Below are 25,971 nucleotides of genomic sequence, written 5' to 3' on the forward strand. Positions count from 1 at the left end.
AATCGGACCGCAGGCTGCTTGCTATCGCCGTCGCTTGGTGCCACGGATATTCCTATGCAAACCTTACCACAAGCACGGCCCTTGGCGGGCATACTCTGGATGGTGGTCACAGGTCTGATGTTTGTGGCCGTGACTGCAATCGTTAAATATGTGGGCCAAGATATACCCGCTGCCGAAGCTGCATTTTTGCGCTATATTCTGGGTCTTGTTTTTCTGCTGCCGATGATTGGGCCAATCCTTGCGGCGCGGCTGACATCGCGCCAGTTATGTCTGTTTGGGCTGCGCGGGGTCGTTCATACGTTTGCGGTGATTTTGTGGTTTTTTGCCATGGCCCGCATTCCGTTGGCTGAAGTCACTGCGATGAATTATCTGTCACCCATCTATGTTTCTTTGGGTGCTGCGCTGTTTTTGGGCGAAAAGCTACCGCCGCGCCGCATGGTTGCTGTGGTGGTTGCCCTGATTGGCGCCCTGGTGATCCTGCGTCCTGGTGTCAAAGCGGTGGAACTGGGCCATATTGCAATGCTTGGCACCGCAATCTTTTTTGCAATCGGTTATCTGATTGCAAAACAGTTATCCGGAGAGGTGTCGCCTGCGGTTGTCGTGGGGATGTTGTCGATTACCGTAACGATCGGTCTGGCACCATTCGCTTTTGCCGTCTGGGTGACACCCACGCTACCGCAGTTGGGCTGGTTGTTTCTGGTCGCCTGTTTCGCGACTGCGGGGCACTATGCCATGACGCTGGCCTTTGCGGCCGCTCCGCTGACTGTGACCCAACCTGTGACGTTCCTTCAACTGGTTTGGGCGGTGCTGTTGGGCGTAACCGTGTTTGGCGAGGTGCTGGATGGTTGGGTGGTGTTGGGCGGCATGATTATCATGACCTCGGTCAGTTTCATCACCTGGCGCGAGGCTGTCGCCCGTCGTGCCATTATGCCGGCTGCACCTGCAACAAAGGTATGAAGTGCGCTTGCCAGCGCCGCCTGCGGCGGGCGCGCCCCGCTGTCTTACGTATTTGGCGCAATTTTCGAGGGCAGATGCCTCCGGCGGGGATACTTCTACTCGGAAGAAGCCGGGGCGAGGCGCGCCAGAAGTGAGGTTTGGGTTATCACGCCGATGGGTCGGCCATTTTCCGTGACCTGCAGTGGTGTGGTTCTGATCAGCTGGATGATGCTCTGGACGGGAGTTTCCACATCTATTGACGGACCTTCGGCGTCGCCGGATGTCATCACGTCGCGCGCGGTCAGCACACCCAGCGGGTTCATGTGGGCGACGAATTCCGCTACGTAACCATTGGCTGGGTTCGTGAAGATTTCGCGCGGGGTGCCGCATTGGACGATCCGTCCGCCTTCCATGATCGCGATACGGTTGCCGATCTTGAAAGCTTCATCAAGGTCGTGGCTCACAAAGATAATCGTGCGGCCCCGTTGTTTTTGGAGATCAAGCAGTTCGTCCTGCAAGCGGGTGCGGATCAGGGGGTCAAGCGCCGAGAATGGTTCGTCCATCAGAAGGATCGGAGCATCTGTGGCAAACGCACGGGCCAGACCGACCCGCTGTTGCATGCCGCCCGAAAGTTCGCCAACCAGTGCGTCAGCACGGTCATCAAGACCGACCATCTTTAGTTCTTCGTCGACACGTGCCGTGCGTGCGGTTTTGTCCAGCCCGGCAAGTTCGAGGCCAAGACCGACGTTTTCGCGCACGGTGCGCCAGGGCAAAAGGCCAAATTGCTGGAACACCATGGAGACGCATTTGCGTCGGATCCGGCGCAGATCCGCCGCAGATCCATTGCCAACGCTGCAGGTCCAATCGTCATCATGGATGCGCACCTCGCCCCGGATGACCGGATTGAGACCATTGACGGCCCGCAAGAGTGTGGATTTCCCTGAACCTGAAAGCCCCATGAGCACGAGGATTTCGCCCTCGGCCACGTTCAGAGAACAGTCGTGCACGCCCAGCACCTGACCGGTCGCTTCGCGGATTTCGGCGCGTTCCAACCCCTGATCCATGAGCGGCAGGGCCGTTTCCGGCTTGTCGCCAAAGACGATCGAGACATTATCAAATTCAACAGCGTTCATTTGCTTTTCACCCGCAGCATCCGATCCAACATGATGGCGACAACGACAATCACAAAGCCGCTTTCAAAGCCAAGTGATGTATTCACCGTATTGAGCGCGCGGATCACCGGAACACCCAGCCCGCTGGCCCCGACGAGCGCGGCGATAACGACCATCGAAAGCGAAAGCATGATAGTCTGGTTCAGGCCCGCCATAATCTGGGGCATGGCCGAGGGTAGTTCGACCTTGAACAGCACCTGACGTTTCGTGGCACCAAATGCTTGAGCCGCTTCCAGCAGAGGTGTCGGTGTGGAGGATACGCCAAGATAGGTCAGCCGTATCGGCGCTGGCAGCACAAAAATCACCGTGGCGATTAGGCCAGGGACCATGCCGATGCCGAAAAAGACAATCGCAGGGATTAAATACACAAAGGTTGGCAGTGTCTGCATCAGGTCCAATACCGGCACCATAGCGCGATACAGGCGGGGCCGGTGTGCCGCTGCGATACCGATGGGAACGCCTACCCCCATACAGACCACGCAGGCCGATAGGACAAGGGTCAGCGATTGCATCGTTTCTTGCCAATAGTCCTGATTCAGAATGAACAAGAAGCCCAATATGATGAAAAGAGGTGTTTTCCAGTTGCGTTGCATCGCGTAGGTCAAGGTCGCAAAGACCGCAATGATCGCGAAGGGATGCGGCGTTTCAAGCACCCATAGGGTCGCGTCGATCAGCGATTCCATTGCATCAGACAGCCAATCAAAAAAGAACCCCAGATTGTCGTTCATCCAATCGAAGATCTGTTTTGCCCATTTGCCGATGGGAATCTTGTTGTCGGTCAGCCAATCCATATCGGATCCTTTGATCGTTGGAGAGGGGCAGGCCCCAAAAGGGACCTGCGGGGAGGTGATTTACATGCCTAGTGATGCTTTGACAGCCGCGACGGCATCGCCGCCATCCAATGTGGTCACGCCGTCCAGCCAGCTTATGTAGGCATCCGGGTTGGCGACCAGCCACGCTCTTGCCGCATCGGCTGGATCGGTGCCGTCATCAAGAATTGCGGCCATGATCTCGTTCTCCATAGCCAGCGTGAATTCAAGGTTGCCCAGCAGCTTGCCAACGTTGGGGCAGCGATCGACATAGCCCGCAGAGGTATTGGTGAACACAGTTGCACCGCCAAGATTCGGCCCAAACCAATCGTCGCCACCGGTCAGATAAGACATATCGAAATTGGCGTTCATTGGGTGCGGTTCCCAGCCAAGAAAGACAATCGGCTCATCCCGACCAGAGGCGCGGTCAACCTGTGCCAGCATCCCCTGCTCAGAGCTTTCGATGACTTCGAACCCGTCCAGCCCGAATGCCCCGGCCTCGATCATATCCATGATCAGGCGGTTGCCGTCATTGCCCGGCTCGATCCCGTAGATTTTGCCATCCAGCGCATCGGCGTTGGCGGCCAGATCAGCAAAGTCAGCGATACCCATGTCGGCAGCGGTTTTGTTGACCGCAAGGGTGTATTTCGCCCCCTCAAGGTTCGCGCGGACAGTATCCACGGTACCTGCGTCGCGGTAGGCCGCGATGTCAGCTTCCATCGTGGGCATCCAGTTGCCCAAGAAGACGTCAATGTCACCCTCGGCCATCGAAATATAGGTCACGGGGACAGACAGAACCTTGATGTCGGTTTCATATCCCAACGCTTCAAGCACGACCGACGTGGCGGCGGTCGTGGCGGTGATATCGGTCCAGCCAACATCCGAGAATGTCACGGACTCGCAGTTGGCGAATGCAGGCATGGCGGCGCAGATTGCCACCACGGAAAGTGCGGATTTAAGTATCATTGGTCTCTCCTCTGTTTTTCTTGATTGACGAGTCAATAAAGAACGATTTATCTGCTGTGGCAATCCAAACCTGAGGATCAGATGCCAAAGCTTGGAATGGAACCTATCCGCCGCGCCGCTTTAGTGAAAGCCACGATTGATGAAATCGGGGCGATGGGCAATTTGGACGTAACAGTTAGGGATATTGCTAAGCGTGCAGGGATGTCGTCGGCCTTGGCGCATCATTACTTTGGTGGAAAAGACCAGATATTTCTCGCAGCCATGCGCCATACATTAACGATATTCGGGGCTGAGGTGCGTGCGGCGTTGGCTGGTGCCAAAGGCCATCAAGCCCGTGTCGCGGCGATCGTCCAGGCGAGCTTCGCGTCCACAAACTTCCAGCCCAAGGTCATTGCTGCGTGGCTCAACTTTTACGTGCTGGCGCAGACATCGGCAGACGCGCAACGGCTTCTACGCATATATCAGCGGCGGTTGCACAGTAATTTGGTTCATGATCTGCGGCCATTACTTGGCGGTCGGGCGCAAGGCGCTGCAACCCGCATCGGCAGCCTGATCGACGGGCAGTATCTGCGCCAAGGGTTGCTGCGCGATGCGGGTGGTACGGCGGATGCGACAACACTTGTTCTGGCGTTGCTGGAATTGGAACTCAGTAGAGGTGCCGAATGACCAAACCAAACATCCTGATCATCATGGTCGATCAACTGAACGGCACGTTGTTCCCCGACGGCCCGGCCGACTGGCTGCATGCACCAAACCTGAAAGCCTTGGCCGCAAGGTCAACCCGTTTTGCCAATGCCTATACGGCATCGCCGCTATGCGCGCCTGCGCGGGCATCGTTTATGTCCGGCCAGTTGCCATCGCGCACGGGGGTCTATGACAATGCGGCAGAATTTGCGTCCACGATCCCAACCTATGCGCATCATCTCCGCCGCGCGGGCTATCAGACCTGCCTGTCAGGCAAGATGCATTTCGTCGGCCCCGACCAGATGCACGGGTTCGAGGAGCGTTTGACAACTGATATCTACCCGGCGGATTTTGGCTGGACCCCGGATTACCGCAAGCCGGGCGAACGGATCGACTGGTGGTATCACAACATGGGGTCCGTCACGGGCGCCGGTGTGGCCGAGATTACCAACCAAATGGAGTACGATGACGAGGTGGCCTATAATGCGACCCGAAAGCTCTATGATCTGTCCCGCGGCCATGATGACCGGCCTTGGTGCCTGACAGTCAGTTTCACGCATCCACATGACCCGTATGTGGCGCGGCAGAAATACTGGGATCTCTACGAAGACTGCGACCATCTGATGCCGCAGGTCGGTCCGATCCCTTACGCCGATCAGGATGCACATTCCCAGCGCATCCTAGACGCCAACGACCGCGACAACTTTAATATCACCGAGGATCACATCAAACGCGCCCGCCGCGCCTACTTTGCCAATATTTCGTATATCGACGACAAGATCGGTGAGGTTCTTCAAACGCTCAAAGACACCCGGCAGGACGCAACGATCCTGTTTGTCTCCGATCATGGCGATATGCTGGGCGAACGGGGCCTGTGGTTCAAAATGTCATTCTACGAAGGCGCGTCTCGTGTTCCGCTGATGATCGCCGCACCTGGCATGACGCCGGGCCTGAACGCAACGCCGGTAAGTACGATCGACATCACGCCAACGCTTTGTGAACTGGCCGGCGTGGATATGTCCGAAGTCATGCCATGGACCAGCGGTCAAAGTCTGGTTTCCCTAGGCCATAGCGGCACGCGCGATGCTCCCGTCGCCATGGAATACGCCGCCGAAGGGTCGCAGGCGCCGCTGGTCTGCCTGCGCTATGGCAAATGGAAATACACCCGCTGCACGCTGGACCCGGACCAATTGTTCGACCTCGACACCGACCCGCACGAGCTTGCAAACCTCGCGGGCATAGCCGCTCATCAAGGCACGCTGAGCCAGCTGCGCGCCAAGACCGAAGCGCGCTGGGATCTCGCGCGATACGACGCTGACGTGCGCCACTCCCAAGCCTGCCGTTGGGTGGTGTATGCGGCATTGCGCAACGGCAATTATTACCCGTGGGACTACCAACCGCTGCAAAAAGCGTCAGAGCGTTATATGCGCAACCACATGGACCTGAACATTCTCGAAGACGGCCAGCGCTTTCCGCGCGGCCAGTAACCGCTTCTTATGTCTGAAAACACTCCCGCCGGAGGCATCCACACCATGAACGTCCAACCCACCGCCAGCCATTTTGTCGATGGCAGATATGTCGAAGACACAGCTGGGGAAATCATCACCGTGATTTACCCAGCAACCGGCGAAGTCATCGCCACACTTCATTCCGCAACCCCGGCAATTGTAGATCAGGCATTGACCGCCGCCAAACGCGCACAAAGGGAATGGGCGGCATGGACTGCAACCGCGCGGGGTCGCGTCCTGCGGCGGGCTGCTGATATCATGCGCGCGCGCAATCATGATTTGTCGGTGCTGGAAACCTACGATACGGGCAAGCCCTATCAGGAAACCAGTGTGGCTGACGCCACATCTGGCGCCGACGCATTAGAGTATTTCGGCGGGCTTGCCGCCACAATTACGGGCGAGCATATCCAGTTGGGCGATGATTTTGTCTACACGCGCCGTGAACCGCTCGGTGTCTGCGTCGGCATAGGGGCATGGAACTACCCGACGCAAATTGCCTGCTGGAAGGCGTCACCCGCCCTTGCGTGCGGCAATGCCATGGTGTTCAAACCCTCTGAAACCACACCGCTCTGTGCCCTCAAAGTCGCAGAAATCCTGCACGAGGCAGGGGCACCAGCAGGCGTTTACAACGTGATTCAAGGCTATGGCGCGGTTGGTGCGGCGCTGGTCACCGACCCACGCGTGGACAAGGTATCGCTGACCGGATCAGTCCCCACTGGCCGCAAAGTCTATGCCGCCGCAGCCGAAGGCATCCGGCATGTGACGATGGAGCTGGGCGGCAAATCACCGCTGGTCATCTTTGATGATGCCGACCTTGAAAATGCAGTGTCCGGCGCGATCCTTGGCAACTTCTATTCCTCTGGGCAGGTCTGTTCCAACGGCACGCGGGTATTCGTGCAATCGGGTATCAAGCCTGCTTTTCTCAAACGGCTGACCGAACGGTTGGCGGGTGTGAAAATGGGCGACCCGCAGGATCCGGACGTGAACTTTGGCCCTATGGTATCCGCACATCAGCGCGACCTCGTCGAGGGCTTTATTGCTCAGGGCATCGCAGAAGGGGCGACTTTGGTCACCGGCGGCAAGCGCGTCGATCGGGCCGGCTTTTTTCTCGAACCGACCGTTTTTGCCGATGTGACGGACGATATGACCATCGCCCGCGAAGAAATTTTTGGGCCCGTCATGTCCGTGTTGGATTTCCAGACCGAGCAAGAGGTGCTAGCCCGTGCCAACGACACGATCTACGGCCTTGCCGCTGGCGTGTTTACTGCCGACCTGACGCGCGCCCACCGCATGGTGGCAGGGTTCGAGGCGGGAACCTGCTATATCAACACCTATAACCTCGCGCCCGTCGAAGCACCATTCGGCGGGTCAAAACTGTCGGGTGTGGGCCGCGAAAACTCGAAAGCGGCGATCGAGCATTATAGTCAGATCAAGGGTGTTTATGTGGCCATGGGCGATGTAGAGGCACCGTTTTGATGCAAGCAGACTATATCGTCATTGGCGCGGGCAGCGCGGGGTGCGCTATGGCGTACCGTCTTGCCGAAGCAGGTAAGCAGGTGCTGGTCATCGAACACGGGGGCAGCGATGCAGGCCCGTTCATTCAGATGCCCGCAGCTTTGTCCTATCCGATGAATATGAAACGCTACGACTGGGGCCTGAAAACAGAACCGGAACCACACTTGGGCGGACGTGTACTTGTCACACCGCGCGGCAAAGTCATCGGTGGGTCCTCTTCGATCAACGGCATGATATATGTGCGCGGCCATGCCCACGATTTTGATCACTGGGCCGCATCGGGTGCCCAAGGCTGGTCCTATGCGGATGTGCTGCCATATTTTAAGCGCATGGAGCATTGGCATGCCGGTGGGCATGGTGGAAACCCTGCGTGGCGCGGCAAGGATGGGCCGCTGCATGTCACGCGCGGACCGCGTAAAAATCCGCTGACACGCGCGTTCGTCAATGCCGGTGGCCAAGCGGGCTATCCGATCACCGGTGACTATAATGGTGAACAACAAGAAGGCTTTGGCCCTTTCGACGCAACAATCTACAAAGGCCGCCGCTGGTCCGCTGCCAACGCCTATCTGCGCCCGGCGCTCAAACGGCCGAACTGCACGTTGATCCGCGCCTTCGCGCGTCGGGTTGTCATCGAAAACGGACGGGCTGTCGGTGTTGAAATCAGCCGGGGCAACAAGATCGAAACCATCAGGGCGAATGTTGAAGTGATCGTTGCGGCGTCTTCGCTGAATTCACCAAAGCTGTTGATGCTGTCTGGGATTGGGCCAGCCGACCACCTGACAGACCATGGCATCGACGTGGTCGCAGACCGACCCGGCGTGGGCCAGAACCTGCAAGACCATCTGGAACTTTACATCCAAATGGCTGCAACCAAGCCCGTATCGTTGTTTTCCCACTGGAACCTGCGGGGCAAGGCCCGCATCGGTGCCGAGTGGCTTTTTTGGAAAACGGGTCTGGGCACGTCCAATCAATTCGAAAGCGCAGGGTTCATTCGGTCGGCCGCTGGCGTTGAATATCCTGATATCCAATTTCACTTTCTGCCCATGGCGGTCAGCTATGATGGCAAGGTCGCCCCGGAAGGCCATGGTTTTCAGGCCCATGTCGGGCCGATGCGCTCCGTGTCACGGGGGCAGGTCACGCTGCGGTCCGCCGATCCTAACGACAACCCTCGAATCCAATTCAATTATATGTCTGATCCAAAGGATTGGGCCGAATTTCGGACCTGTATTCGGTTGACCCGCGAAATCTTTGGCCAGCCCGCATTCGATGAATTCCGTGGTCATGAAATTCAGCCTGCTGCCGCAGCGCAAAGCGATGCGGCGCTTGATGACTTCATTCGTGACCATGCCGAAAGCGCCTATCACCCCTGTGGTACCTGCAAAATGGGTGCGGTCGATGACCCTATGGCGGTGGTAGACAGCCAGACACGGGTGATTGGTGTCGACGGTCTGCGGTTGGCCGACAGCTCGATCTTTCCGCGCATCACCAACGGCAATCTTAATGCGCCGTCAATTATGGTTGGGGAAAAAGCGGCTGATCACATTCTGCAGCGCCATCCATTGCCGCCGCAGAATGCAGAGCCTTGGATCCACCCTGCGTGGAAAACGTCACAGCGTTAGGATTTTGTTAATCTTTCTTAACTGATCTGCTTGATGGCGCGGGCTATTCAGCCGTAGTGCGTAACATGATCCGCTTTTGTTCACTTTTGTTGGCGTTGTTTTACGCAACGGCAACCTGTGCGGTGCCCAACGGGGCGCTGCGCGTGATTGATGCCGATACGTTTGATGTGGGTGGCGTCCGGGTCCGGCTGTTTGGAATCGATGCGCCCGAACTTGGTCAGCCCTGCGCATCTGACGGGCGTGAATGGGATTGTGGGCGTTGGGCGCGTGATCTGGTCTTGGATCGGTTTCAGGGGCGGCAGGCGCGCTGTACCCAGATTGATATTGACCGCTACAACAGGGTCGTGGCGAGTTGTGATGTTGACGGGATTGATTTGGGAGCTGCGATCGTTGGCGACGGGCTTGCCTGGGCCTATAGGCGTTATTCCAGTATTTACGATCTGGATGAAAAGGCCGCGGCGGTTGCCGAACGCGGCCTTTGGGGTTTTACCGTGCAAATGCCAGCCGCATATCGTGCGACCCGTATTGCGGGCCGCGACGCACCTGATCAGACCTGCACGATCAAGGGCAACATCTCAAATAATGGTCGTATCTACCATCTGGCGGGTGGGCGCAGCTATGCACGCACTGGGATCAATACCCGCAACGGAGAGCGCTGGTTTTGCACGGTCGCCGACGCTGAGGCCGCAGGTTGGCGGGCGGCTCGCGATTGATAGCTTTACTTGATCCGGATCAAAGTACGGGTAGGGGCTATTGGTTAGTTCAGGGGTGACAACAAGAAAGGGCCATCCTATGTCGCATACCCCCCATGAATTAATCGCGGAATTCCCTGACCAGCAGGATTTGCTGCACAGTCTCAAGGAAACTGACGCGCATTTTGCCAAGCTTTGCGATGAGTACCATACAATCAACCGCGCCATTCACCGCGCTGAGACGGATGTGGAGCCAACCGATGATCTGCATATGGCCGAGATGCGCAAGCAGCGTATGTCGCTGAAAGATGCCGTTGCCAGTGCGCTACGAACCGCCACCTGATCATGTGTCGCTGTTGCCCTCGACGGTGTTTTGAAAGCGCTCAAAAAACTGGTCGGCCATCTTGCGGGCGAAACCCCCGATGATACGGCTGCCCAATTGCGCTAACTTGCCGCCCACCTTGGCCTCGGCGGCATAGACCAGCTCTGTGCCGCCTGCGACGGGGGTCAGCGTTACATCAGCATGCCCTTTGGCAAAGCCTGCGACACCGCCTTTGCCCTCGCCGACGATGGTGTAGCTTGCGCCGGGGCGCACGTTTTCCAGCGTTACCGCCCCTTTGAAGGTCGCAGAGACAGGGCCAACCTTCTGTTTGACGACCGCTGTGAACCCTTCTTCGGGCGAGCCGGTCAGTTCCTCGCAGCCGGGGATGCAGGTTCGTAAGGTCACAGGGTTGTTCAGATGAGCCCAGACTGTATTGACATCTGCGGCAATCACCCGGGTTCCTGATAATTCCATGGTAGTCCTTCCTCTGATTGTGACTGATCGTCGGGCATGATTGTGTGATTGGCAATCGTGAATACGACATTAATCCAATTGATAAGGCAATGTGCCGCGCTTGTCGGGGTCGACGCGCAGTTGCCGCTCTAACGGTGGCACAGACCGTTGGTGACAGTCGCGCCGCTCGCAGATCCGGCAAGAGATGCCAATCGGCGCATAGGCAGCCGGACTTCCGACATCCATGTGATCGGCATAGACCAAGGCGGGCGCATGACGCACTTCGCAGCCTAGCCCAATGGCATAGCGACGCGTGGGTGCATTGTAGGCACCGCCGGATTTACTGACATCGTGCGCAAGGCAGAAATACCGTGCGCCGTCGGGGGTTTCGGCCAGTTGTCGCAGGAATTGACCGGGCAATTCAAACGCCTGATGCACGTTCCATAAAGGGCAGGCACCACCATAGCGCGCGAATTGCAGGGTTGTGGCCGAATGGCGTTTCGTAATGGTGCCAGCTTGATCGACGCGCACAAAAAAGAACGGAATACCCTTGGCGCTGGGCCGTTGCATGGTCGAAAGCCGGTGCGCGACTTGTTCGATCGACGCGCCAAAGCGATTGGCTAGCACCTCCAGATCGTGGCGGTTATCTTGGGCGGCGCCAAGAAATGCCCCGTAAGGCATCAGGGCGGCCCCTGCAAAATAATTGGCAAGACCGACCTTTGCGATGCTGCGGGCTTCTTCGGACTGGAACCGGGCCTGATCCAATGTTGCGTTCAGCAACTGACCTTGGGTGATCAGGGCTAGCTGTAGCAATATTTGAAAGGTTTGCGTTGCCGATGTTGCGTGCCGTGCGATCCGCAGCGTTTTTGTCGCGCTATCATAGTGGCGGATCGGTCCGGCATCGCTCTGCGTGACTGTAATTTGCTGTGCGGCGAGTGTGCGGACAGCCGCTTGGGTTATTGTTTCGCCAGACTTGCGCAGGTTGGCAAAGCGCTCAGCGCTGCGGTCTACGGCATCAAGATAGTTATCGCAGTAGTGGAAAAAATCGCGCACTTCTTCCCATGAGCTGGGCCGGAGCCGGGCATCCTCGCGGCCCAATGCCTCATCCAGTGAGGCGAGCCGCTCATGGGTTTGGCGGTATGTGGCATGCAGGTCAAGAAATGCCCGCGCCAGCGTTGGGGCATTGGACGCGGCAAGCCGCAAGTCAGCCAATGCAGGGGCCGGGCCCGTAAAGACCGGATCGGCCAGCGCCTCGCGCATGTCACCGACCAGTCTGGCCTCATCCCCCGCCTGCAATTCGGTGACGTCAAAACCGAATTCTTGTGCAAGGCCAAGAACGACCGATGTCGATACCGGTCTGTTGTTGTTTTCCATCTGCGATAGGTAGGGGATGGATACCCCAAGGCGTTGGGCGAACACCGCTTGGGGCATGTTAAGTCGTTGCCTTACATCACGAAGCTTCGCGCCAGCGTACACCTTGGAGGTCATGCTTTCTGTCCTTGATTTGTGTCACGGGTCACATGAAGGTCACATAGTGTCACAGCGCCGCTTCTTGAACTGCGAGCTTTATCCTCTCAGCAAAGTCGAGGCCGCGACGGTTCAGTGTGATCATCCGGTAACGGCGATCTTCGGGATCAGGGATGCTGTCCATCATGTTGAGGCCAGCGACACGGGGGCGTTTGAAGGGCAGCCAGTGGGCGATGGCGCGACTTGCGGTCGCCCCTGACATATCCAAGCGTTGATCAATCTCAAACTGGTTGCCAGCTTGCCCATCTCGTTCCACGGCGTAGAGGAATGTCAACATCGAAGGTAGGGTGATGTCTGGGTCGATCTTCTTGAACTCTTCAAGTACGCGAATTGCGGTTCTAATTTCTTTTGATGAAGGCATCTTGGGAAGTATCCTTTTTAACTTTTAAATACAGTAAGTTAATGGGTAGTGGGCTTTTCACCAGATGCCTAGTGGAAATCCTCAGGATATCGAAGTGACCTGTAGAAGTGCAACTCTTTCAGGGTTCTCGCTGTCTTTGGTTCTGAAAAAACAGAGAAATATTGGTTTTTACATCATCAATTGTGAAACGCTTTTCATATGGTTGCTACCAAATAAATTCTTGTTTTCCATTTGGTTGAGATAGGGCAGCGACACGCCTAACTTTTCGGCAAAGGTTTTCTGGGTCAGCGAAAGCCGGCCACGAAATTCACGCAGTTTTGCCCCAGCATACAGTTTCTGAACGGCCATTGCCCACCTTTGCAAATTAGCTTTTCAGGTTTAGCCATTGCAAAGAAAACGTCAAGTGACTTGCTTCTCTCGCCAGATAACGAAAAGAACTGACACCAAAGCGAGCGCGGACACGCTCAGCATCAATAGCTGCAGTGGCAATGTGCCAGTTTCGATTGTCAAAAGCCCGCCGGCGAATTGTGAAAGAGCCGCGCCGCCGCCGATCATGATCGCCCCGCCCAACCCGCTGGCCGTGCCCGCCAGATGTGGCCGAACAGAGATCAGGCCAGCGGTTACATTGGGCAGCGTCAGCCCGTTGCCAAGGCCCAGGAAGACGCAAAAGCCAAAGAAAATCAGCGGGTGTTCAACACCAGAAAATGTGATCAATGCCGAGGTGCCCAGCCCTGCGATGGTGATCAAAGAGCCAATGATCGCCATGCGGTTGATGCCCAGCCTGACGGAATATTTGCCGGAAAAAAAGTTGCCGATGGCGTAACCTATCGCGGGTGCACCAAGGGCTACGCCGCTCCAGAATTGCGACAGTCCGAATATGTTGCTGGCGACAAAAGATGCCCCGCCCAGCAGCGCAAAGAAAGCGCCGGATCCAAATGCCGCACAGAGCGCATAGCCCCAAAACCGGGGTGATTTGAACAGTTCGGGGTAGGTCTTGATCTGGTCTGCGAAGCTGGTTCCGCTGCCTGCAACGGTTTCGCCTTGATCAAAGAAACATAGTGCCAGCACCCCAACCCCGCAGAATGTCACAAAGGTCAAGGTGGCGTGCCAGTCAAATGCCTCTGCCAGCGCGCCGCCAATCATCGGGCCAACCAAGGGCACCAAAGCCATGCCCATCGTAACATAGCCGATCATTGATGCGGCTTCGTCTTGCGGGACAATATCGCGCACGATTGCTCTGCTCAGGACCATCGCGGATGCGACTGTGGCCTGCAGCATGCGAAAGAACAGGAAGGCCGCGATGGATGTTGCAAAAAGCGCTCCGATGCTGGCGACCACGAAGATTGAAAGAGAAATGAGCACGACCCGCCGTCTGCCGAACCTATCGGAAATCGGGCCGATGAATATCTGGATCACCGCCGTTGTGGCAAGATACCCTGACAGGGCGATTTGCATAATCGCATAATCCGTCTCGAAATATTCTGTCATGGCTGCCAGCGCAGGCAGGAATATCGAAATGTTCAACGCCGCCACGCCCGTCAAAAGCACGAGTGTAATAAGATGCGGTGGGGTGGTGCGGTCCAGAAAGCGGACTGAGGGTTTGGAGGTCATGATGTTGTCCTATGGCCTGCCGCTTTGGCTGTCTATTCGCAATAGTGCACATCAGATATGCGCGTAGCGTCATTTGCTGATTTGCAAATTATGCATTTTGCATAACGCCTAGTTTGCAAATATCCCATACGATGCTTCTCAGTCCGTCAGAACCTGCTAAAGAGGGCGTGACCAAAAGGGGGACTTCCGCGTGGATGTTTTGCAGGAACTCGAAGATCGTCGTCAGGCTGCCCGCAATGGCGGCGGAGAAAGGCGCATCGCCGCTCAACACAGCAAGGGCAAGCTGACCGCACGCGAGCGGATCGAATTATTGTTGGACGAAGGGTCTTTTGAAGAGTTCGACATGTTCGTAGCGCACCGTTGCACCGATTTCGGGATGGAGCAGGACCGACCCGCAGGCGATGGCGTGGTAACCGGTTGGGGCACCGTCAACGGACGCATGATTTATGTTTTCAGTCAGGATTTCACGGTCTTTGGTGGGTCGCTGTCGGAAACGCACGCCCAAAAAGTTTGCAAGATCATGGATATGGCGATGCAAAATGGCGCGCCCGTTGTCGGGATCAATGATTCCGGTGGCGCGCGCATTCAGGAAGGTGTGGCGAGCCTCGCGGGGTATGCCGAGGTGTTTCAGCGTAATATCATGGCATCCGGTGTCGTGCCGCAGATCAGCGTGATCATGGGGCCTTGTGCCGGTGGCGCGGTCTACAGCCCGGCGATGACCGACTTTATCTTCATGGTAAAAGATTCCAGCTACATGTTTGTGACAGGCCCCGACGTGGTCAAAACCGTCACCAACGAGGTGGTCACAGCAGAGGAATTGGGCGGTGCATCGACCCATACCAAGAAATCCAGCGTCGCGGACGGCGCCTTTGAAAATGACGTCGAGGCCTTGGCTGAGGTGCGGCGCCTTGTCGATTTCCTGCCGCTCAATAATCGTCAGAAACCTCCGGTCCGTCCTTTCTTTGATGATGTGAACCGGCTCGAGGATAGTCTTGATACGCTGATCCCTGACAATGCCAATACACCGTACGACATGAAGGAACTGATCCAGAAGCTTGCCGACGAAAGCGACTTTTATGAGATTCAAGAGGATTTCGCCAAGAATATTTTGACGGGTTTTATGCGGTTGGAAGGATCCACCGTCGGCGTTGTCGCGAACCAGCCGATGGTTCTGGCCGGATGCCTTGATATCGATTCGTCCCGCAAGGCCGCGCGGTTTGTCCGTTTCTGTGATGCCTTTGAAATCCCGATCCTGACACTGGTCGATGTACCCGGCTTTCTGCCCGGTACATCGCAGGAATATGGCGGGGTTATCAAACATGGCGCGAAGCTGCTGTTCGCCTACGGTGAAGCGACCGTCCCAAAGGTCACTGTGATAACGCGCAAGGCTTATGGCGGCGCATATGACGTTATGGCGTCCAAACATCTGCGCGGTGATTTCAACTATGCTTGGCCCACGGCCGAAATCGCGGTGATGGGTGCCAAGGGTGCCACCGAGATCATTTATCGCGGCAAATCCACGGAAGAGATTGCGGCGCGGACCAAGGAATACGAAGACCGCTTTGCCAATCCTTTTGTGGCGGCGGAAAAGGGCTTTATTGACGAGGTGATAATGCCACATTCCACCCGCAAGCGGGTTTGCCGGGCCTTTGCATCACTGCGGGGCAAGCAACTGCAAAACCCGTGGAAAAAACATGACAACATTCCATTATGATTAGCCGCGCCACCATTCTTTCCAGTGCCGTTGCTGCGGGGTTTCGCCATGGCAAACCCGCGCTGACTGAATTTGAAACTGAGACGCAAAAGGGGTCTTTTTGACATGGAAAAGCATCGTGGTTTCCCAGGGCGCTTACCTGGAACGGACTTTCAATTTACGATCAGGCGCGGGCACAAGGAAGGCGCCACGCTGTTGACCGAGCGTATCCGCCACCCAGACCGCCGCCCGCCTGATAAACGCGCCGACGCGGGTTTCATGAAGGCATTGTGGGAACAGTTTGGCGACGCGCCATTCGTGCGCGGCAATTTGGACGCCGGTCGGCTCAGCTGGCTTCTTGGCCGCGAAGTTATCGCAGCGGAAGATCCGTTTGACCCAGCGAGTTATGATGCGATGTTGCAGATCAACGTTGCTGTTATGCGTGTCACCTTTCCCGAAATCACAGGCGGCTAAGCATGGCCCTGATCGGCAGAAAAAGGATGATGGTTGCGCGATCTTGGCAGAAACCTGCCCATTTCCGGGAGGGTCAATCAGCTGGCTATGCACCGATGCTGGATTGCGGCAGCATTGATAATGTAGCGCGGCGTTCCAGCAAGCGTCCTGCTGCAAACTGTCAACACCGTTACCCTTCCCCTGACTGGTCTGCCCAATTTTCGGGCAGGCCAGTTTTCTTTTTTCGGCATCTGATCGGCGGAAAATCGGCTGTTATTGGATATCAGGCGCTTATGGCTATTGAGTTTAGTGCAAGAAGCGCCGATTCTGGCGCTGCTTTAAAAACAATGTTAGGCAGAATAATATGCATAAGAAATCTATCATCCTCGCTGCGGTTGCCATGCTTGGCCTTGCCGGTTGCCTTGAAGGTGACGTGGAACGCGGTGTTGTCGGCGCTGGCGCGGGTCTCGTTGCCTCCGAAGTGCTTGGCACTGACCGCACGGGTACAATCCTTGCCGGTGCAGCCGCTGGCGTTCTTTGTGACGACGCAGGCATCGCCGCCTGCCGCTAGTCACGATAATCGCGCCCAATCGGGGCGTTTGCACAATAGGAACCGCCGTCGGGGTCAGCCCCCGGCGGCGTTTTCGTGTTTTGGGGACGGAATATAATGTTCAAGAAAATACTTATCGCCAACCGCGGCGAAATCGCCTGCCGCGTGATCAAGACCGCCCGCAAGATGGGCATAAAGACGGTTGCGATCTATTCCGACGCCGACCGCAATGCCCTTCATGTCAAGATGGCGGATGAGGCCGTGCACATTGGCCCCGCCCCGGCGAACCAATCTTATATCGTCATCGACAAGGTGATGGCCGCCGTAAAGCAAACCGGCGCCGAGGCGGTGCATCCCGGCTATGGTTTTCTGTCCGAGAATGCCAAATTCGCTGAGGCGCTCGCCGCCGCAGGCGTTGCCTTTATCGGCCCGCCAAAAGGCGCAATCGAAGCGATGGGCGACAAAATCACCTCCAAGAAGCTGGCCCAAGAGGCGAATGTCTCGACTGTGCCGGGCTACATGGGGTTGATCGCCGATGCCGATGAGGCTGTCGTGATCTCGAATGAAGTAGGCTACCCGGTGATGATCAAGGCATCCGCCGGTGGTGGTGGTAAGGGCATGCGGATCGCGTGGAATGATCAAGAAGCGCGCGAGGGGTTCCAAAGCTCCAAGAACGAAGCGGCGAATTCGTTTGGCGATGATCGGATTTTCATCGAAAAATTCGTGACCCAACCGCGCCACATTGAAATTCAGGTGCTGGCGGATAGTCATGGCAATGCGGTTTATCTGCATGAACGCGAATGCTCGATCCAACGCCGCAACCAGAAGGTCGTGGAAGAAGCCCCGTCGCCGTTTCTGGATGACGCAACGCGCAAGGCTATGGGCGAACAATCGGTCGCTTTGGCGCAGGCCGTCGGCTATACCAGCGCCGGCACGGTGGAATTCATCGTTGATGGCGACCGTAATTTCTTTTTCCTCGAGATGAACACCCGTTTGCAGGTGGAACATCCGGTGACTGAATTGATCACCGGAATCGACCTTGTGGAACAGATGATCCGGGTTGCAGCGGGTGAGAAGCTGCCATTCACCCAAGTTGACCTTAAAATTAACGGCTGGGCGATGGAAAGCCGCCTTTATGCTGAAGACCCATATCGTGGCTTTCTGCCCTCAATTGGCCGTTTGACCCGGTATCGCCCACCAGTGGAAGAGGCGACGAACGACCGTGCCGTGCGCAACGATACCGGCGTATTCGAGGGTGGCGAGATCAGCATGTATTACGACCCGATGATCGCCAAGCTTTGTACTTGGGCGCCTGACCGCGCCACAGCGATCGAGGAAATGCGCCTCGCGCTTGACGGGTTCGAGCTGGAGGGGATCGGGCACAACTTGCCGTTTCTGGCTGCGGTCTATGATCATCCGAAATTCATTGCGGGCACGATGACCACCGCCTTTATCGAGGAAGAGTTCCCCGATGGTTTCGATGGTGTGACCCTGCCCGATATCGCCTGCACCCGGATTGCCGCCGCCGCTGCGGCCATGCACCGCGTCGCCGAAATTCGCCGCGCGCGCATTTCGGGCCGGATGGACAACCACGAACGCCACGTGGGCGAAGACTGGGTCGTCAGCCTGCAAGGCACGTCGCATGATGTGGTGATCACCGCTGACAAGGCGGGGGCCGATGTGCAGATCAATGGTCGCACCCTGCGGGTCGAAAGCAGTTGGACACCGGGCGACCCGCTGGCGCGTCTGATGGTCGGTGGGGAACCGCTGGTGTTGAAGGTAGGCAAGATTTCCGGCGGGTTCCGCGTGCGGTATCGCGGTGCGGACATGAAGGTCCATGTGCGCACCCCGCGTCAAGCCGAACTTGCCGCACTGATGCCCGAAAAGCTGCCACCCGATACATCGAAATCGCTGCTGTGTCCGATGCCCGGCCTTATCGTCAAGGTGAATGTGGCCGAAGGTGACGAGGTGCAGGAAGGGCAGGCGCTGTGCACCGTGGAGGCGATGAAGATGGAAAACATTCTGCGCGCCGAACGCAAGGGCGTGGTCAAAAAGGTCAATGCAGGCGCCGGCGACAGCCTGGCGGTAGATGACGTGATCATGGAGTTTGAATAGGTGGCGGGCTGGCGGGCATATGTCGGATCTTATGCCTGCGGTCTGATTGCGGCTCTGGCAGTCTACTGTGTTGCAGGTTTCGTCATTATCACGTCCGCAGCCAGAGTATCGCCGGCGGGATTGGCCTTTTGGCTGGTCTTTTGCCCGGTCATGGCCGCCGTCCTTGCCTTTGGGTTGGTGCATGGGACCCTTGCAGGGGCTCGCTTTGGCATGGCTTCCACGGCAGGCACCGCCACATTCTGCGGCGCCTTCACGGTCACAGCCGTTGTGCTGATCATGACTGATACCCTCGAAGAACCCTTTGCCGCACTTTTGTTGGTTACCGTCTTGTTTTTTGGGGGGCGTTATCTGATGAAACGCGGCGCCGATGTATAGGCTGCGTTGCGGTTGCTATAGTTATTGGTTGAGGTCGCGCCTGTCGCGGATTTCCTGGTCGCGCAGGGGCATCTTGTCGATGGAACGTGAAATTTCGCGGACATCCCAAGGAAAAGGTTTGCGAAAGGCGACTGTGCCATCCTTCGCCAGAAGGGCCAGCATGAAACCGCGTGGGCGCAACTGCGTCCGAAGGTTTGACATCGCGGCCGGGTCCGTATCGGTCAGCACGATGACATCGCGCAGGGCCAGCTCTTCCATCCGGGCGAGCAACAGGTCGATTTGCTGCTGGAAATTTGGATCATTGGGCGTATCGGCGAAAACGACAAGTGGCCGCGCCTGCCATTGCAGTTCTGACAATGTGATGTCGGCGGCGTCGAACACAATGGCGCGGTCCGCATTCCAGCGTTCGATCGTGGTAAGTTCTTGGGCAGGCAGTGCCGTCGCTCCGATTAGGATGGTAAATGCAGCCCAGCGTATGTTCATCAATATTTTCATGAAACTAGATATAGAGGTACCTTGGCCAAAAGCTAAGGGGCAACTGCATATCAGCGTCAACAATTCCGTATTGCCGCATCCGCACCCGCTTTGGAGGCCAAAATGACTGACAAGAAAATCTGGGAAGACATCGCCGCACGCGAATTGCGGGGCAAACCTCTGGATGCGCTGACGTGGCATACTCTCGAGGGGATCGAGGTCAAGCCGGTCTATACAGCAGATGACACAGCCAATCTGCCCCATATGGGTGGCGTGCCCGGTGCGGCGCCGTTCACGCGCGGCGTCAAGGCGACGATGTATGCGGGCCGCCCTTGGACCATCCGACAGTACGCGGGTTTTTCGACAGCGGAAGAATCCAATAATTTCTATCGCAAAGCGCTGGCCGCCGGGCAGCAGGGGGTCTCAGTCGCCTTTGATCTCGCGACCCACCGCGGCTATGACAGCGATCACCCCCGCGTCGAAGGGGACGTGGGCAAGGCTGGTGTTGCCATCGACAGCGTCGAAGATATGAAAATCCTCTTTGACGGAATCCCGCTGGACAAGGTTTCGGTCTCGATGACGATGAACGGTGCCGTCATCCCGATTCTGGCCAGTTTCATTGTCGCTGGCGAAGAACAGGGTCATCCGCGTAGCGTGCTTTCGGGGACGATCCAGAATGACATCCTCAAGGAATTTATGGTGCGGAACACCTACGTTTATCCGCCGGAACCGTCGATGCGGATCATCGCTGATATCATCGAATACACCACCGCCGAGATGCCCAAATTCAACTCGATCTCCATCAGCGGCTATCACATGCAAGAAGCGGGCGCGAACCTTGTGCAGGAATTGGCCTATACGCTGGCCGATGGGCGTGAATACGTTCGCGCCGCGATTGAACGGGGCATGGATGTCGATCAATTTGCGGGGCGTCTGTCATTCTTCTTTGCGATTGGCATGAATTTTTTCATGGAAGCCGCGAAACTGCGCGCCGCCCGCCTGCTCTGGTCGCGGATCATGGAAGAATTCGACCCCAAGGACCCGAAATCATCCATGCTGCGGACCCATTGCCAGACGTCTGGCGTTAGCTTGCAGGAACAAGACCCCTATAACAACGTCGTGCGCACCGCCTACGAGGCGATGAGTGCGGTTCTGGGCGGCACCCAGTCATTGCACACAAACGCCTTGGATGAAGCCATTGCGCTGCCCACTGAGTTTAGCGCCCGCATCGCACGCAACACCCAGCTGATCTTGCAAGAAGAAACCGGCATTACCAATGTCGTCGATCCACTGGCAGGCTCTTACTACGTCGAAAGTCTGACTCATGAATTGGCGGAAAAAGCGTGGTCGCTGATCGCAGAAGTCGAGGAAATGGGTGGCATGACCAAGGCGGTGGCCTCGGGCATGCCCAAACTGCGCATCGAAGAAACTGCCGCCAAACGGCAGGCAGGGATCGACCGCGGCACAGAGGTGATCGTGGGTGTCAACAAATACCGTAAAGACCGCGAAGATCCCATTGATATCCTTGATATCGACAACAACGCGGTGCGCGAAGGTCAGATCAAGCGGATCAATGCGACCAAAGCAGCCCGTAATCAGGCGGTTTGCGATGCTGCTCTGGCGGAACTTGAGCGCAGGGCGGCCGAAGGCGGAAATTTGCTCGAAGCCGCGATAGATGCCTCTCGGGCCCGCGCGACCATTGGCGAAATCAGCATGGCGATGGAAAACGTATTTGGTCGGCACCGCGCCGAAGTCAAAACGCTCGCCGGGGTGTATGGTGCCGCCTACGACGGTGATGAAGGCTTTGCTGAAATCCAACGCAGCGTCGCAGCGTTTGCCGAGGATGAAGGACGCAGGCCGCGAATGCTGGTCGTCAAAATGGGTCAGGACGGTCACGACAGAGGGGCAAAAGTGATCGCAACGGCCTTTGCCGATATCGGCTTTGATGTCGATGTGGGGCCTCTGTTTCAAACACCGGACGAAGCAGCGCAAGACGCCATCGACAATGACGTGCATGTGATCGGCATCAGCTCACAGGCGGCAGGGCATAAAACACTCGCGCCCAAATTGGTGCAGGCTCTCAAGAACGCAGGCGCAGACGATATCATCGTCATCTGTGGTGGCGTCATCCCGCAGCAAGACTACCAATTTCTTTATGACAATGGTGTCAAAGCGATCTTTGGCCCGGGCACGAACATCCCCAAAGCTGCGCAAGATATCCTTGCTCTCATAAGAGACGCCCAGCGCTAGCCGGTCGCTTGTCGTTTCTTTTGAGCAAAAATATCCCCGCCGGAGGCGCGGCTTTGCAAAAAGCCGCTCCGTCACGACAACAGCGCCGGGTTGTTGCGCCGCCGTTTGGCGCGACGCGCACATCGGGATCAGCTATATCGTGATGCTGGAAACCTGCGATCCAGACAAGACGCCCAACCGGACGTTGTTCATCAAAGGTAATCGAGCGGCTGAAAAATGACATGGCATCGCTGATCCCTGTCCGACGCGCGATCCTGTCGGTGTAATGTCACCTGACCCCGGACGGGCCCGAGCCGTAAAATGGTAAATCCCAAGCAATAGATATCGTTTGCCTTGGGTCAGATGTCTTGGGCTTGCATCAAGACAGAAATAGGGTTTTCTTTGGCCCTAAGCTTTAATTTTATCGGAAAGAATTCCACAAATGCTCTCATTGGATCATCTGGCTGTCGCCTGTACCGACCTTGGACAAGGTGTAGCGTGGGTTGAAAAGAGCCTGGGCGTGACGCTTCAGCCCGGTGGGCAGCATCTGCGATATGGGACTTACAACATGCTTCTGGGGCTGGCGGATGGCCTGTATCTGGAAGTGATCGCCAAGGACCCCGATGCGGCGCCATACGACGGCCCCAGTTGGTTCGCGCTTGACGAATTCAGCGGCCGACCGCGTCTCGCAAATTGGATCTGCCGCACCGACGATATGGATGCAACGCGCAAGCAGGCGCCTGTATCCGTTGGACCCGCGCGGGACCTTATTCGCGGCGACCTGCGCTGGCGCATCACCGTGCCGGATGACGGAAGTCTGCCCTTTGAGGGGGCCTATCCGACGTTGGTCCAATGGGCCGATGGGACCCAACATCCAGCCGCTCGCCTGCCTGACAGCGGCTGCCGACTGACGTCATTTGATGTGACGCATCCAACGGCGGATGCCATTCAAAACATGTTGGACTTGCCGGACGCACGCGTTGGGTTTCATGTTGGGCCCGCAGCGTTCAGCGCGACCTTTGCGACGCCCGTCGGCGAACGGGTGCTCATGTGATCAGAACTGCTGAATCAGACGATGCCGCGGCCATTTCAGAAATCTGGAACGCCGCAATCCGCGACACAACCATCACGTTTAATCCGGTCGAAAAAACGGTCGCCGACGTGGCCGATCTGATCGGCACCACGCCGTGTCTTGTCTGGGAACAAGATGCACAGGTCTTGGGCTTTGCGCGCTACTTTCAATTCCGGGGCGGCGAGGGATACCGCTATACGGTCGAGCATACCGTCATGCTGCATGCCCGGGCGCAGGGCCGCGGAGCAGGGCGTGCGTTGATGAATGCCTTGTGCGATCACGCAAGACAGGCGGACATGCATAGTATGTTTGCGGGTTGCAGCGCCGAAAATCCGGGCGCTGTGCATTTTCACGCTGCATTGGGGTTTGACACGGTTGCAACACTGCCGCAGGTCGGGTTCAAGTTCGGGCGCTGGATTGATTTGGTTCTGATGCAAAAACTGCTTTGACAAAGGAAGATATATGTCGATCTGGTCCCGCATGGCTGAAGCTGTCGCAGCCCTTGCCAAAGGCGAGGGGCTGTCGGCGATTTTTGAGAAATTGCGGGCGCAGCCCGACCGGACGGTCGCCTTTGCGATCGCTGTCATCGCGCTGGGCGCCAAGATGGCCAAGGCGGATGGTGTCGTCACAAAAGACGAGGTGATTGCCTTCCGAGAGGTGTTTTTGATCCCACCCCAAGAAGAGGCAAACGCCGCTCGCGTCTTTAATCTGGCCCGACAGGACGTTGCGGGCTACAGCACTTATGCACGCCGCATCAAGGCGATGTACGGCCGCGATGATGCACCACTTTGTGATCTGCTCGAAGGGCTGTTCCACATCGCTGTGGCCGACGGAAACTATCATGCCAAGGAGGATGTATTTCTGGCAGAGGTGGCCACCATCTTTGGATTTGACGACCGGCGTTTTCGGGGAATTAGAGCGCAATTTGTGGCGGAGGCCGAGCGTGACCCTTTTGATGTGCTGGGCGTAGATGCAGACGCCCCGATCAGTGAAATCAAGGCGGCTTGGCGTAGACTCGTACACGAAACCCATCCTGATCAGATGTTGGCGCGGGGCGTCCCAGAGGAGGCGATAAAGCTGGCTGAACGCCGCTTGGTGGCGATCAACCGTGCTTGGGAAGAAATTCAGGGCACCCGAATATGAGGATCGTCACCTATAACGTCGAGTGGTTCAACAACCTGTTTGATGACGATGGGATGCTGATTGATGACGGCGGCTGGTCGGGCCGCTGGGACGTGACGCGCGCGCAGCAGATAGAAGCATTGGGCGGTGTGTTCACTGCCATGGATGCCGATGCGATCATGATTATTGAAGCGCCCGACAGCAGCCGTAAACGTGACGGTGCGCTGGCGCTGACGACATTCGCGGAATATTTTGGCCTACGGACGCGGGCAGTGATCACGGGGTTTCGCAATGACACCCAACAGGAAATCGCCTTTCTTTATGATCCGGATGTGATGAGCGCTGTGCATGATCCGCACGGCGATGCCACATTTCCGCAGTTCGACGGCAAATTCAGGATGGACGTGGATGCAGACGCAACCCCCGAAACGATCCGTTGGTCCAAGCCGCCGCTGGAGGTTGCTGTAACAACGCCGCACCGTAAGGTGCGGTTGATCGGCGTGCATGCCAAATCCAAAGCACCGCACGGGACCCGGAATTTGGCCGCCGCGACACGGATTGCAATCGAGAATCGGCGCAAGCAGCTTGCGCAATGCGTCTGGCTGCGGGGCCGGGTTGAACAGCATCTCAAGGCGGGTGACGATCTGATCGTGCTGGGCGACTTCAACGACGGCCCCGGATTGGACGAGTATGAAAAACTGTTCGGCCGCTCGGGGGCCGAAATTGTGCTGGGCGAAGGGAATGGCATGCAACTTTACGACCCGCATGCGCGCATGGTGCTGGGCCGCCGGGTCGGGGCGCAACCGTCAACAGCGCGGTTCAAACGCACAGGCGAGCCGTTTCTGCAGGCGCTTCTCGATTATATTATGGTGTCGCCGGGGCTGCGCGCCAAGAACCCTGCATGGCAGATATGGCACCCGTTTGACCATCCGAAATGCTATGCCAACCAAGACCTGCGTGAAGCGCTGTTGCTGGCCTCTGACCACTTTCCCGTCGTGCTGGATATTGCATTGTGATTTGAAAAAACGGCGCGGGCCAGCTAAAATGATTTTATGAAACAGTTTGCCCCACTGACATTGGCCTTTGCCCTGCTTGTCACGCCTGCCGCCGCACAGGACAGTGATACAGAGGTCGAAGACGGCTTTGGCCTTATCGAGGAGGGCGCAAAAATGCTGATGCGTGGCCTGATGTCTGAAATGGCGCCCGCGATTTCAGACCTGCGCAATTCACTCGAAGACAAGGGACCGATCATCGGTGAATTCGTGCATGAGATGGGTCCGGCCCTGACTGATCTTTTGGCTCAGGTTGATGATTTGCGTCATTATCAGGCGCCGGAGTTCCTTCCCAACGGGGATATCATCCTGCGTCGCAAACCCGACGCGCCAATTTGGGTGCCTCAGGATAAACCCGAAGAGATCGAGCTGTAGTTTTCCTTCGATGACGCGTGGCTCGGTGCAATCCCTGTCGCATTTCTGCCCGTAGTAGCAGTAGGGCTTCCGGCGGGGCGGCTGTCAGGGCCATGTTTTGCGCAGCGGTTTCAAGGCGGCAAGCCGGGCGTTCGCGATATCAATACTGCGCGCGTCCTTGGCAATTGTCGTATTGGAAAGAAACGGCAACCCATCGCTTGCGGCAACAACGACATTACCGGGTAACGGTGAAATCGGGTTTGCCGGGCCGTCAATCATTGCAATCTGCGGCGCGAGCGCGACACAG

26 protein-coding genes and 2 pseudogenes are annotated in these 25,971 nt (G+C 57.0%); 18 read left to right on the forward strand and 10 right to left on the reverse strand.

Annotated features, from left to right (window positions below; genetic code table 11):
- The first annotated feature begins 54 nt into the window (after positions 1 to 54).
- On the forward strand, positions 55 to 957 hold the full coding sequence (locus QZ196_RS08435; RefSeq protein WP_296425444.1) for a DMT family transporter: 903 nt from the start codon (positions 55 to 57) through the stop codon (positions 955 to 957).
- 95 nt (positions 958 to 1,052) lie between these two features.
- On the opposite strand, the gene choV is transcribed toward QZ196_RS08435, so the two are convergent.
- The 3 genes from choV to choX are packed head-to-tail and all read right to left on the reverse strand — an operon-like array spanning position 1,053 to position 3,883.
- Positions 1,053 to 2,069 carry a choline ABC transporter ATP-binding protein gene (gene choV, locus QZ196_RS08440; RefSeq protein ID WP_296425446.1) on the reverse strand — a complete coding sequence of 339 codons (1,017 nt, stop codon included), beginning with the start codon at positions 2,067 to 2,069 and terminating at the stop codon, positions 1,053 to 1,055.
- A complete protein-coding gene (gene choW, locus QZ196_RS08445; protein ID WP_296425447.1) occupies positions 2,066 to 2,899 on the reverse strand; it encodes a choline ABC transporter permease subunit in 834 nt (277 codons plus the stop codon). The genes choV and choW overlap by 4 nt, the downstream gene beginning before the upstream one ends.
- Before the next feature lie 60 nt (positions 2,900 to 2,959).
- Complete coding sequence (gene choX, locus QZ196_RS08450; protein ID WP_296425448.1) at positions 2,960 to 3,883, reverse strand: choline ABC transporter substrate-binding protein; 924 nt, start codon at positions 3,881 to 3,883, stop codon at positions 2,960 to 2,962.
- An 81-nt stretch (positions 3,884 to 3,964) separates the two neighbouring features.
- On the opposite strand from choX, the gene betI reads away from it, so the two are divergent.
- The 6 genes from betI (at position 3,965) to QZ196_RS08480 (ending at position 10,244) form a co-directional block, all read left to right on the forward strand.
- The gene (betI, locus tag QZ196_RS08455; RefSeq protein WP_296425450.1) at positions 3,965 to 4,549 is read left to right on the forward strand and encodes a transcriptional regulator BetI; all 585 of its coding nucleotides are present in this window, start codon (positions 3,965 to 3,967) and stop codon (positions 4,547 to 4,549) included.
- Positions 4,546 to 6,054: a choline-sulfatase gene (gene betC / locus QZ196_RS08460; RefSeq protein WP_296425451.1), complete on the forward strand. Its 1,509-nt coding sequence runs from the start codon at positions 4,546 to 4,548 to the stop codon at positions 6,052 to 6,054. Before betI ends, betC begins: the two co-directional genes overlap by 4 nt.
- Positions 6,055 to 6,099: 45 nt before the next feature.
- Entirely contained in the window at positions 6,100 to 7,551 is a 1,452-nt protein-coding gene (gene betB / locus QZ196_RS08465) for a betaine-aldehyde dehydrogenase (protein WP_296425488.1), read from the forward strand.
- Positions 7,551 to 9,209: a choline dehydrogenase gene (gene betA, locus QZ196_RS08470; protein WP_296425452.1), complete on the forward strand. Its 1,659-nt coding sequence runs from the start codon at positions 7,551 to 7,553 to the stop codon at positions 9,207 to 9,209. Before betB ends, betA begins: the two co-directional genes overlap by 1 nt.
- A 65-nt stretch (positions 9,210 to 9,274) precedes the next feature.
- A complete protein-coding gene (locus QZ196_RS08475; protein ID WP_296425453.1) occupies positions 9,275 to 9,922 on the forward strand; it encodes a thermonuclease family protein in 648 nt (215 codons plus the stop codon).
- Positions 9,923 to 10,001: 79 nt separating this feature from the next.
- A complete protein-coding gene (locus QZ196_RS08480) occupies positions 10,002 to 10,244 on the forward strand; it encodes a DUF465 domain-containing protein (RefSeq protein ID WP_296425455.1) in 243 nt (80 codons plus the stop codon).
- Here the strand turns inward: QZ196_RS08480 and QZ196_RS08485 are convergent, their stop codons facing one another.
- The 5 genes and pseudogenes from QZ196_RS08485 to QZ196_RS08505 all read right to left on the reverse strand — a co-directional run bounded on the left by QZ196_RS08485 (position 10,245) and on the right by QZ196_RS08505 (position 14,175).
- Complete coding sequence (locus QZ196_RS08485; RefSeq protein WP_296425456.1) at positions 10,245 to 10,697, reverse strand: carbon monoxide dehydrogenase subunit G; 453 nt, start codon at positions 10,695 to 10,697, stop codon at positions 10,245 to 10,247.
- A gap of 69 nt (positions 10,698 to 10,766) precedes the next feature.
- Positions 10,767 to 12,164 carry an XRE family transcriptional regulator gene (locus QZ196_RS08490; RefSeq protein WP_296425460.1) on the reverse strand — a complete coding sequence of 466 codons (1,398 nt, stop codon included), beginning with the start codon at positions 12,162 to 12,164 and terminating at the stop codon, positions 10,767 to 10,769.
- 49 nt (positions 12,165 to 12,213) lie between these two features.
- On the reverse strand, positions 12,214 to 12,564 hold the full coding sequence (locus tag QZ196_RS08495) for a hypothetical protein (RefSeq protein ID WP_296425463.1): 351 nt from the start codon (positions 12,562 to 12,564) through the stop codon (positions 12,214 to 12,216).
- A 216-nt stretch (positions 12,565 to 12,780) separates the two neighbouring features.
- A pseudogene (locus QZ196_RS08500) lies at positions 12,781 to 12,912 on the reverse strand (helix-turn-helix transcriptional regulator); the annotation flags it as partial.
- A gap of 51 nt (positions 12,913 to 12,963) precedes the next feature.
- Complete coding sequence (locus QZ196_RS08505; RefSeq protein WP_296425464.1) at positions 12,964 to 14,175, reverse strand: multidrug effflux MFS transporter; 1,212 nt, start codon at positions 14,173 to 14,175, stop codon at positions 12,964 to 12,966.
- A gap of 190 nt (positions 14,176 to 14,365) precedes the next feature.
- Between QZ196_RS08505 and QZ196_RS08510 the strand changes: the two genes are divergently transcribed.
- The 5 genes from QZ196_RS08510 to QZ196_RS08530 all read left to right on the forward strand — a co-directional run bounded on the left by QZ196_RS08510 (position 14,366) and on the right by QZ196_RS08530 (position 19,361).
- The gene (locus QZ196_RS08510) at positions 14,366 to 15,889 is read left to right on the forward strand and encodes an acyl-CoA carboxylase subunit beta (protein WP_296425467.1); all 1,524 of its coding nucleotides are present in this window, start codon (positions 14,366 to 14,368) and stop codon (positions 15,887 to 15,889) included.
- Between the two features lie 105 nt (positions 15,890 to 15,994).
- Positions 15,995 to 16,342 carry a hypothetical protein gene (locus QZ196_RS08515; RefSeq protein ID WP_296425470.1) on the forward strand — a complete coding sequence of 116 codons (348 nt, stop codon included), beginning with the start codon at positions 15,995 to 15,997 and terminating at the stop codon, positions 16,340 to 16,342.
- Between the two features lie 343 nt (positions 16,343 to 16,685).
- Positions 16,686 to 16,892 carry a hypothetical protein gene (locus QZ196_RS08520; protein WP_296425472.1) on the forward strand — a complete coding sequence of 69 codons (207 nt, stop codon included), beginning with the start codon at positions 16,686 to 16,688 and terminating at the stop codon, positions 16,890 to 16,892.
- A gap of 96 nt (positions 16,893 to 16,988) precedes the next feature.
- Complete coding sequence (locus QZ196_RS08525) at positions 16,989 to 18,986, forward strand: acetyl/propionyl/methylcrotonyl-CoA carboxylase subunit alpha (protein ID WP_296425474.1); 1,998 nt, start codon at positions 16,989 to 16,991, stop codon at positions 18,984 to 18,986.
- A 150-nt stretch (positions 18,987 to 19,136) separates the two neighbouring features.
- A complete protein-coding gene (locus tag QZ196_RS08530) occupies positions 19,137 to 19,361 on the forward strand; it encodes a hypothetical protein (RefSeq protein WP_296425476.1) in 225 nt (74 codons plus the stop codon).
- 21 nt (positions 19,362 to 19,382) lie between these two features.
- On the opposite strand, the gene QZ196_RS08535 is transcribed toward QZ196_RS08530, so the two are convergent.
- Entirely contained in the window at positions 19,383 to 19,856 is a 474-nt protein-coding gene (locus QZ196_RS08535; RefSeq protein WP_296425478.1) for a DUF4174 domain-containing protein, read from the reverse strand.
- Positions 19,857 to 19,958: 102 nt separating this feature from the next.
- Here QZ196_RS08535 and scpA point away from each other — a divergent pair, with 102 nt between their 5' ends.
- The 6 genes from scpA (at position 19,959) to QZ196_RS08565 (ending at position 25,685) form a co-directional block, all read left to right on the forward strand.
- Positions 19,959 to 22,085 carry a methylmalonyl-CoA mutase gene (scpA, locus tag QZ196_RS08540; RefSeq protein ID WP_296425479.1) on the forward strand — a complete coding sequence of 709 codons (2,127 nt, stop codon included), beginning with the start codon at positions 19,959 to 19,961 and terminating at the stop codon, positions 22,083 to 22,085.
- 421 nt (positions 22,086 to 22,506) lie between these two features.
- The gene (locus tag QZ196_RS08545; protein ID WP_296425480.1) at positions 22,507 to 23,118 is read left to right on the forward strand and encodes a VOC family protein; all 612 of its coding nucleotides are present in this window, start codon (positions 22,507 to 22,509) and stop codon (positions 23,116 to 23,118) included.
- A complete protein-coding gene (locus QZ196_RS08550) occupies positions 23,115 to 23,585 on the forward strand; it encodes a GNAT family N-acetyltransferase (RefSeq protein ID WP_296425481.1) in 471 nt (156 codons plus the stop codon). The genes QZ196_RS08545 and QZ196_RS08550 overlap by 4 nt, the downstream gene beginning before the upstream one ends.
- A 13-nt stretch (positions 23,586 to 23,598) precedes the next feature.
- Entirely contained in the window at positions 23,599 to 24,279 is a 681-nt protein-coding gene (locus QZ196_RS08555) for a molecular chaperone DjiA (protein ID WP_296425483.1), read from the forward strand.
- Entirely contained in the window at positions 24,276 to 25,274 is a 999-nt protein-coding gene (locus QZ196_RS08560; RefSeq protein WP_296425484.1) for an endonuclease/exonuclease/phosphatase family protein, read from the forward strand. Before QZ196_RS08555 ends, QZ196_RS08560 begins: the two co-directional genes overlap by 4 nt.
- Before the next feature lie 36 nt (positions 25,275 to 25,310).
- A complete protein-coding gene (locus QZ196_RS08565) occupies positions 25,311 to 25,685 on the forward strand; it encodes an AAA+ family ATPase (RefSeq protein ID WP_296425485.1) in 375 nt (124 codons plus the stop codon).
- Positions 25,686 to 25,769: 84 nt separating this feature from the next.
- Here QZ196_RS08565 and QZ196_RS08570 read toward each other — a convergent pair.
- Positions 25,770 to 25,971 (reverse strand): annotated as a pseudogene (locus tag QZ196_RS08570) (hypothetical protein); the annotation flags it as partial.

The sequence above is a fragment of the Yoonia sp. genome (assembly GCF_017854565.1).
Lineage (GTDB): Bacteria > Pseudomonadota > Alphaproteobacteria > Rhodobacterales > Rhodobacteraceae > Yoonia.

Bases quoted from the DNA above. Each gene is read 5' to 3' on its own strand.
- betI (WP_296425450.1), top strand. From the start codon at position 3,965: ATGCCAAAGCTTGGAATGGAACCTATCCGCCGCGCCGCTTTAGTGAAA.
- QZ196_RS08490 (WP_296425460.1), bottom strand. From the start codon at position 12,164: ATGACCTCCAAGGTGTACGCTGGCGCGAAGCTTCGTGATGTAAGGCAA.
- QZ196_RS08555 (WP_296425483.1), top strand. From the start codon at position 23,599: ATGTCGATCTGGTCCCGCATGGCTGAAGCTGTCGCAGCCCTTGCCAAA.
- QZ196_RS08480 (WP_296425455.1), top strand. From the start codon at position 10,002: ATGTCGCATACCCCCCATGAATTAATCGCGGAATTCCCTGACCAGCAG.
- choV (WP_296425446.1), bottom strand. From the start codon at position 2,069: ATGAACGCTGTTGAATTTGATAATGTCTCGATCGTCTTTGGCGACAAG.
- betC (WP_296425451.1), top strand. From the start codon at position 4,546: ATGACCAAACCAAACATCCTGATCATCATGGTCGATCAACTGAACGGC.
- betA (WP_296425452.1), top strand. From the start codon at position 7,551: ATGCAAGCAGACTATATCGTCATTGGCGCGGGCAGCGCGGGGTGCGCT.
- betB (WP_296425488.1), top strand. From the start codon at position 6,100: ATGAACGTCCAACCCACCGCCAGCCATTTTGTCGATGGCAGATATGTC.
- QZ196_RS08535 (WP_296425478.1), bottom strand. From the start codon at position 19,856: ATGAAAATATTGATGAACATACGCTGGGCTGCATTTACCATCCTAATC.
- QZ196_RS08485 (WP_296425456.1), bottom strand. From the start codon at position 10,697: ATGGAATTATCAGGAACCCGGGTGATTGCCGCAGATGTCAATACAGTC.
- scpA (WP_296425479.1), top strand. From the start codon at position 19,959: ATGACTGACAAGAAAATCTGGGAAGACATCGCCGCACGCGAATTGCGG.
- QZ196_RS08495 (WP_296425463.1), bottom strand. From the start codon at position 12,564: ATGCCTTCATCAAAAGAAATTAGAACCGCAATTCGCGTACTTGAAGAG.
- QZ196_RS08525 (WP_296425474.1), top strand. From the start codon at position 16,989: ATGTTCAAGAAAATACTTATCGCCAACCGCGGCGAAATCGCCTGCCGC.
- choX (WP_296425448.1), bottom strand. From the start codon at position 3,883: ATGATACTTAAATCCGCACTTTCCGTGGTGGCAATCTGCGCCGCCATG.
- QZ196_RS08520 (WP_296425472.1), top strand. From the start codon at position 16,686: ATGCATAAGAAATCTATCATCCTCGCTGCGGTTGCCATGCTTGGCCTT.
- QZ196_RS08475 (WP_296425453.1), top strand. From the start codon at position 9,275: ATGATCCGCTTTTGTTCACTTTTGTTGGCGTTGTTTTACGCAACGGCA.
- QZ196_RS08505 (WP_296425464.1), bottom strand. From the start codon at position 14,175: ATGACCTCCAAACCCTCAGTCCGCTTTCTGGACCGCACCACCCCACCG.
- QZ196_RS08515 (WP_296425470.1), top strand. From the start codon at position 15,995: ATGGAAAAGCATCGTGGTTTCCCAGGGCGCTTACCTGGAACGGACTTT.
- QZ196_RS08545 (WP_296425480.1), top strand. From the start codon at position 22,507: ATGCTCTCATTGGATCATCTGGCTGTCGCCTGTACCGACCTTGGACAA.
- QZ196_RS08435 (WP_296425444.1), top strand. From the start codon at position 55: ATGCAAACCTTACCACAAGCACGGCCCTTGGCGGGCATACTCTGGATG.
- QZ196_RS08530 (WP_296425476.1), top strand. From the start codon at position 19,137: ATGGCCGCCGTCCTTGCCTTTGGGTTGGTGCATGGGACCCTTGCAGGG.
- QZ196_RS08565 (WP_296425485.1), top strand. From the start codon at position 25,311: ATGAAACAGTTTGCCCCACTGACATTGGCCTTTGCCCTGCTTGTCACG.
- QZ196_RS08560 (WP_296425484.1), top strand. From the start codon at position 24,276: ATGAGGATCGTCACCTATAACGTCGAGTGGTTCAACAACCTGTTTGAT.
- choW (WP_296425447.1), bottom strand. From the start codon at position 2,899: ATGGATTGGCTGACCGACAACAAGATTCCCATCGGCAAATGGGCAAAA.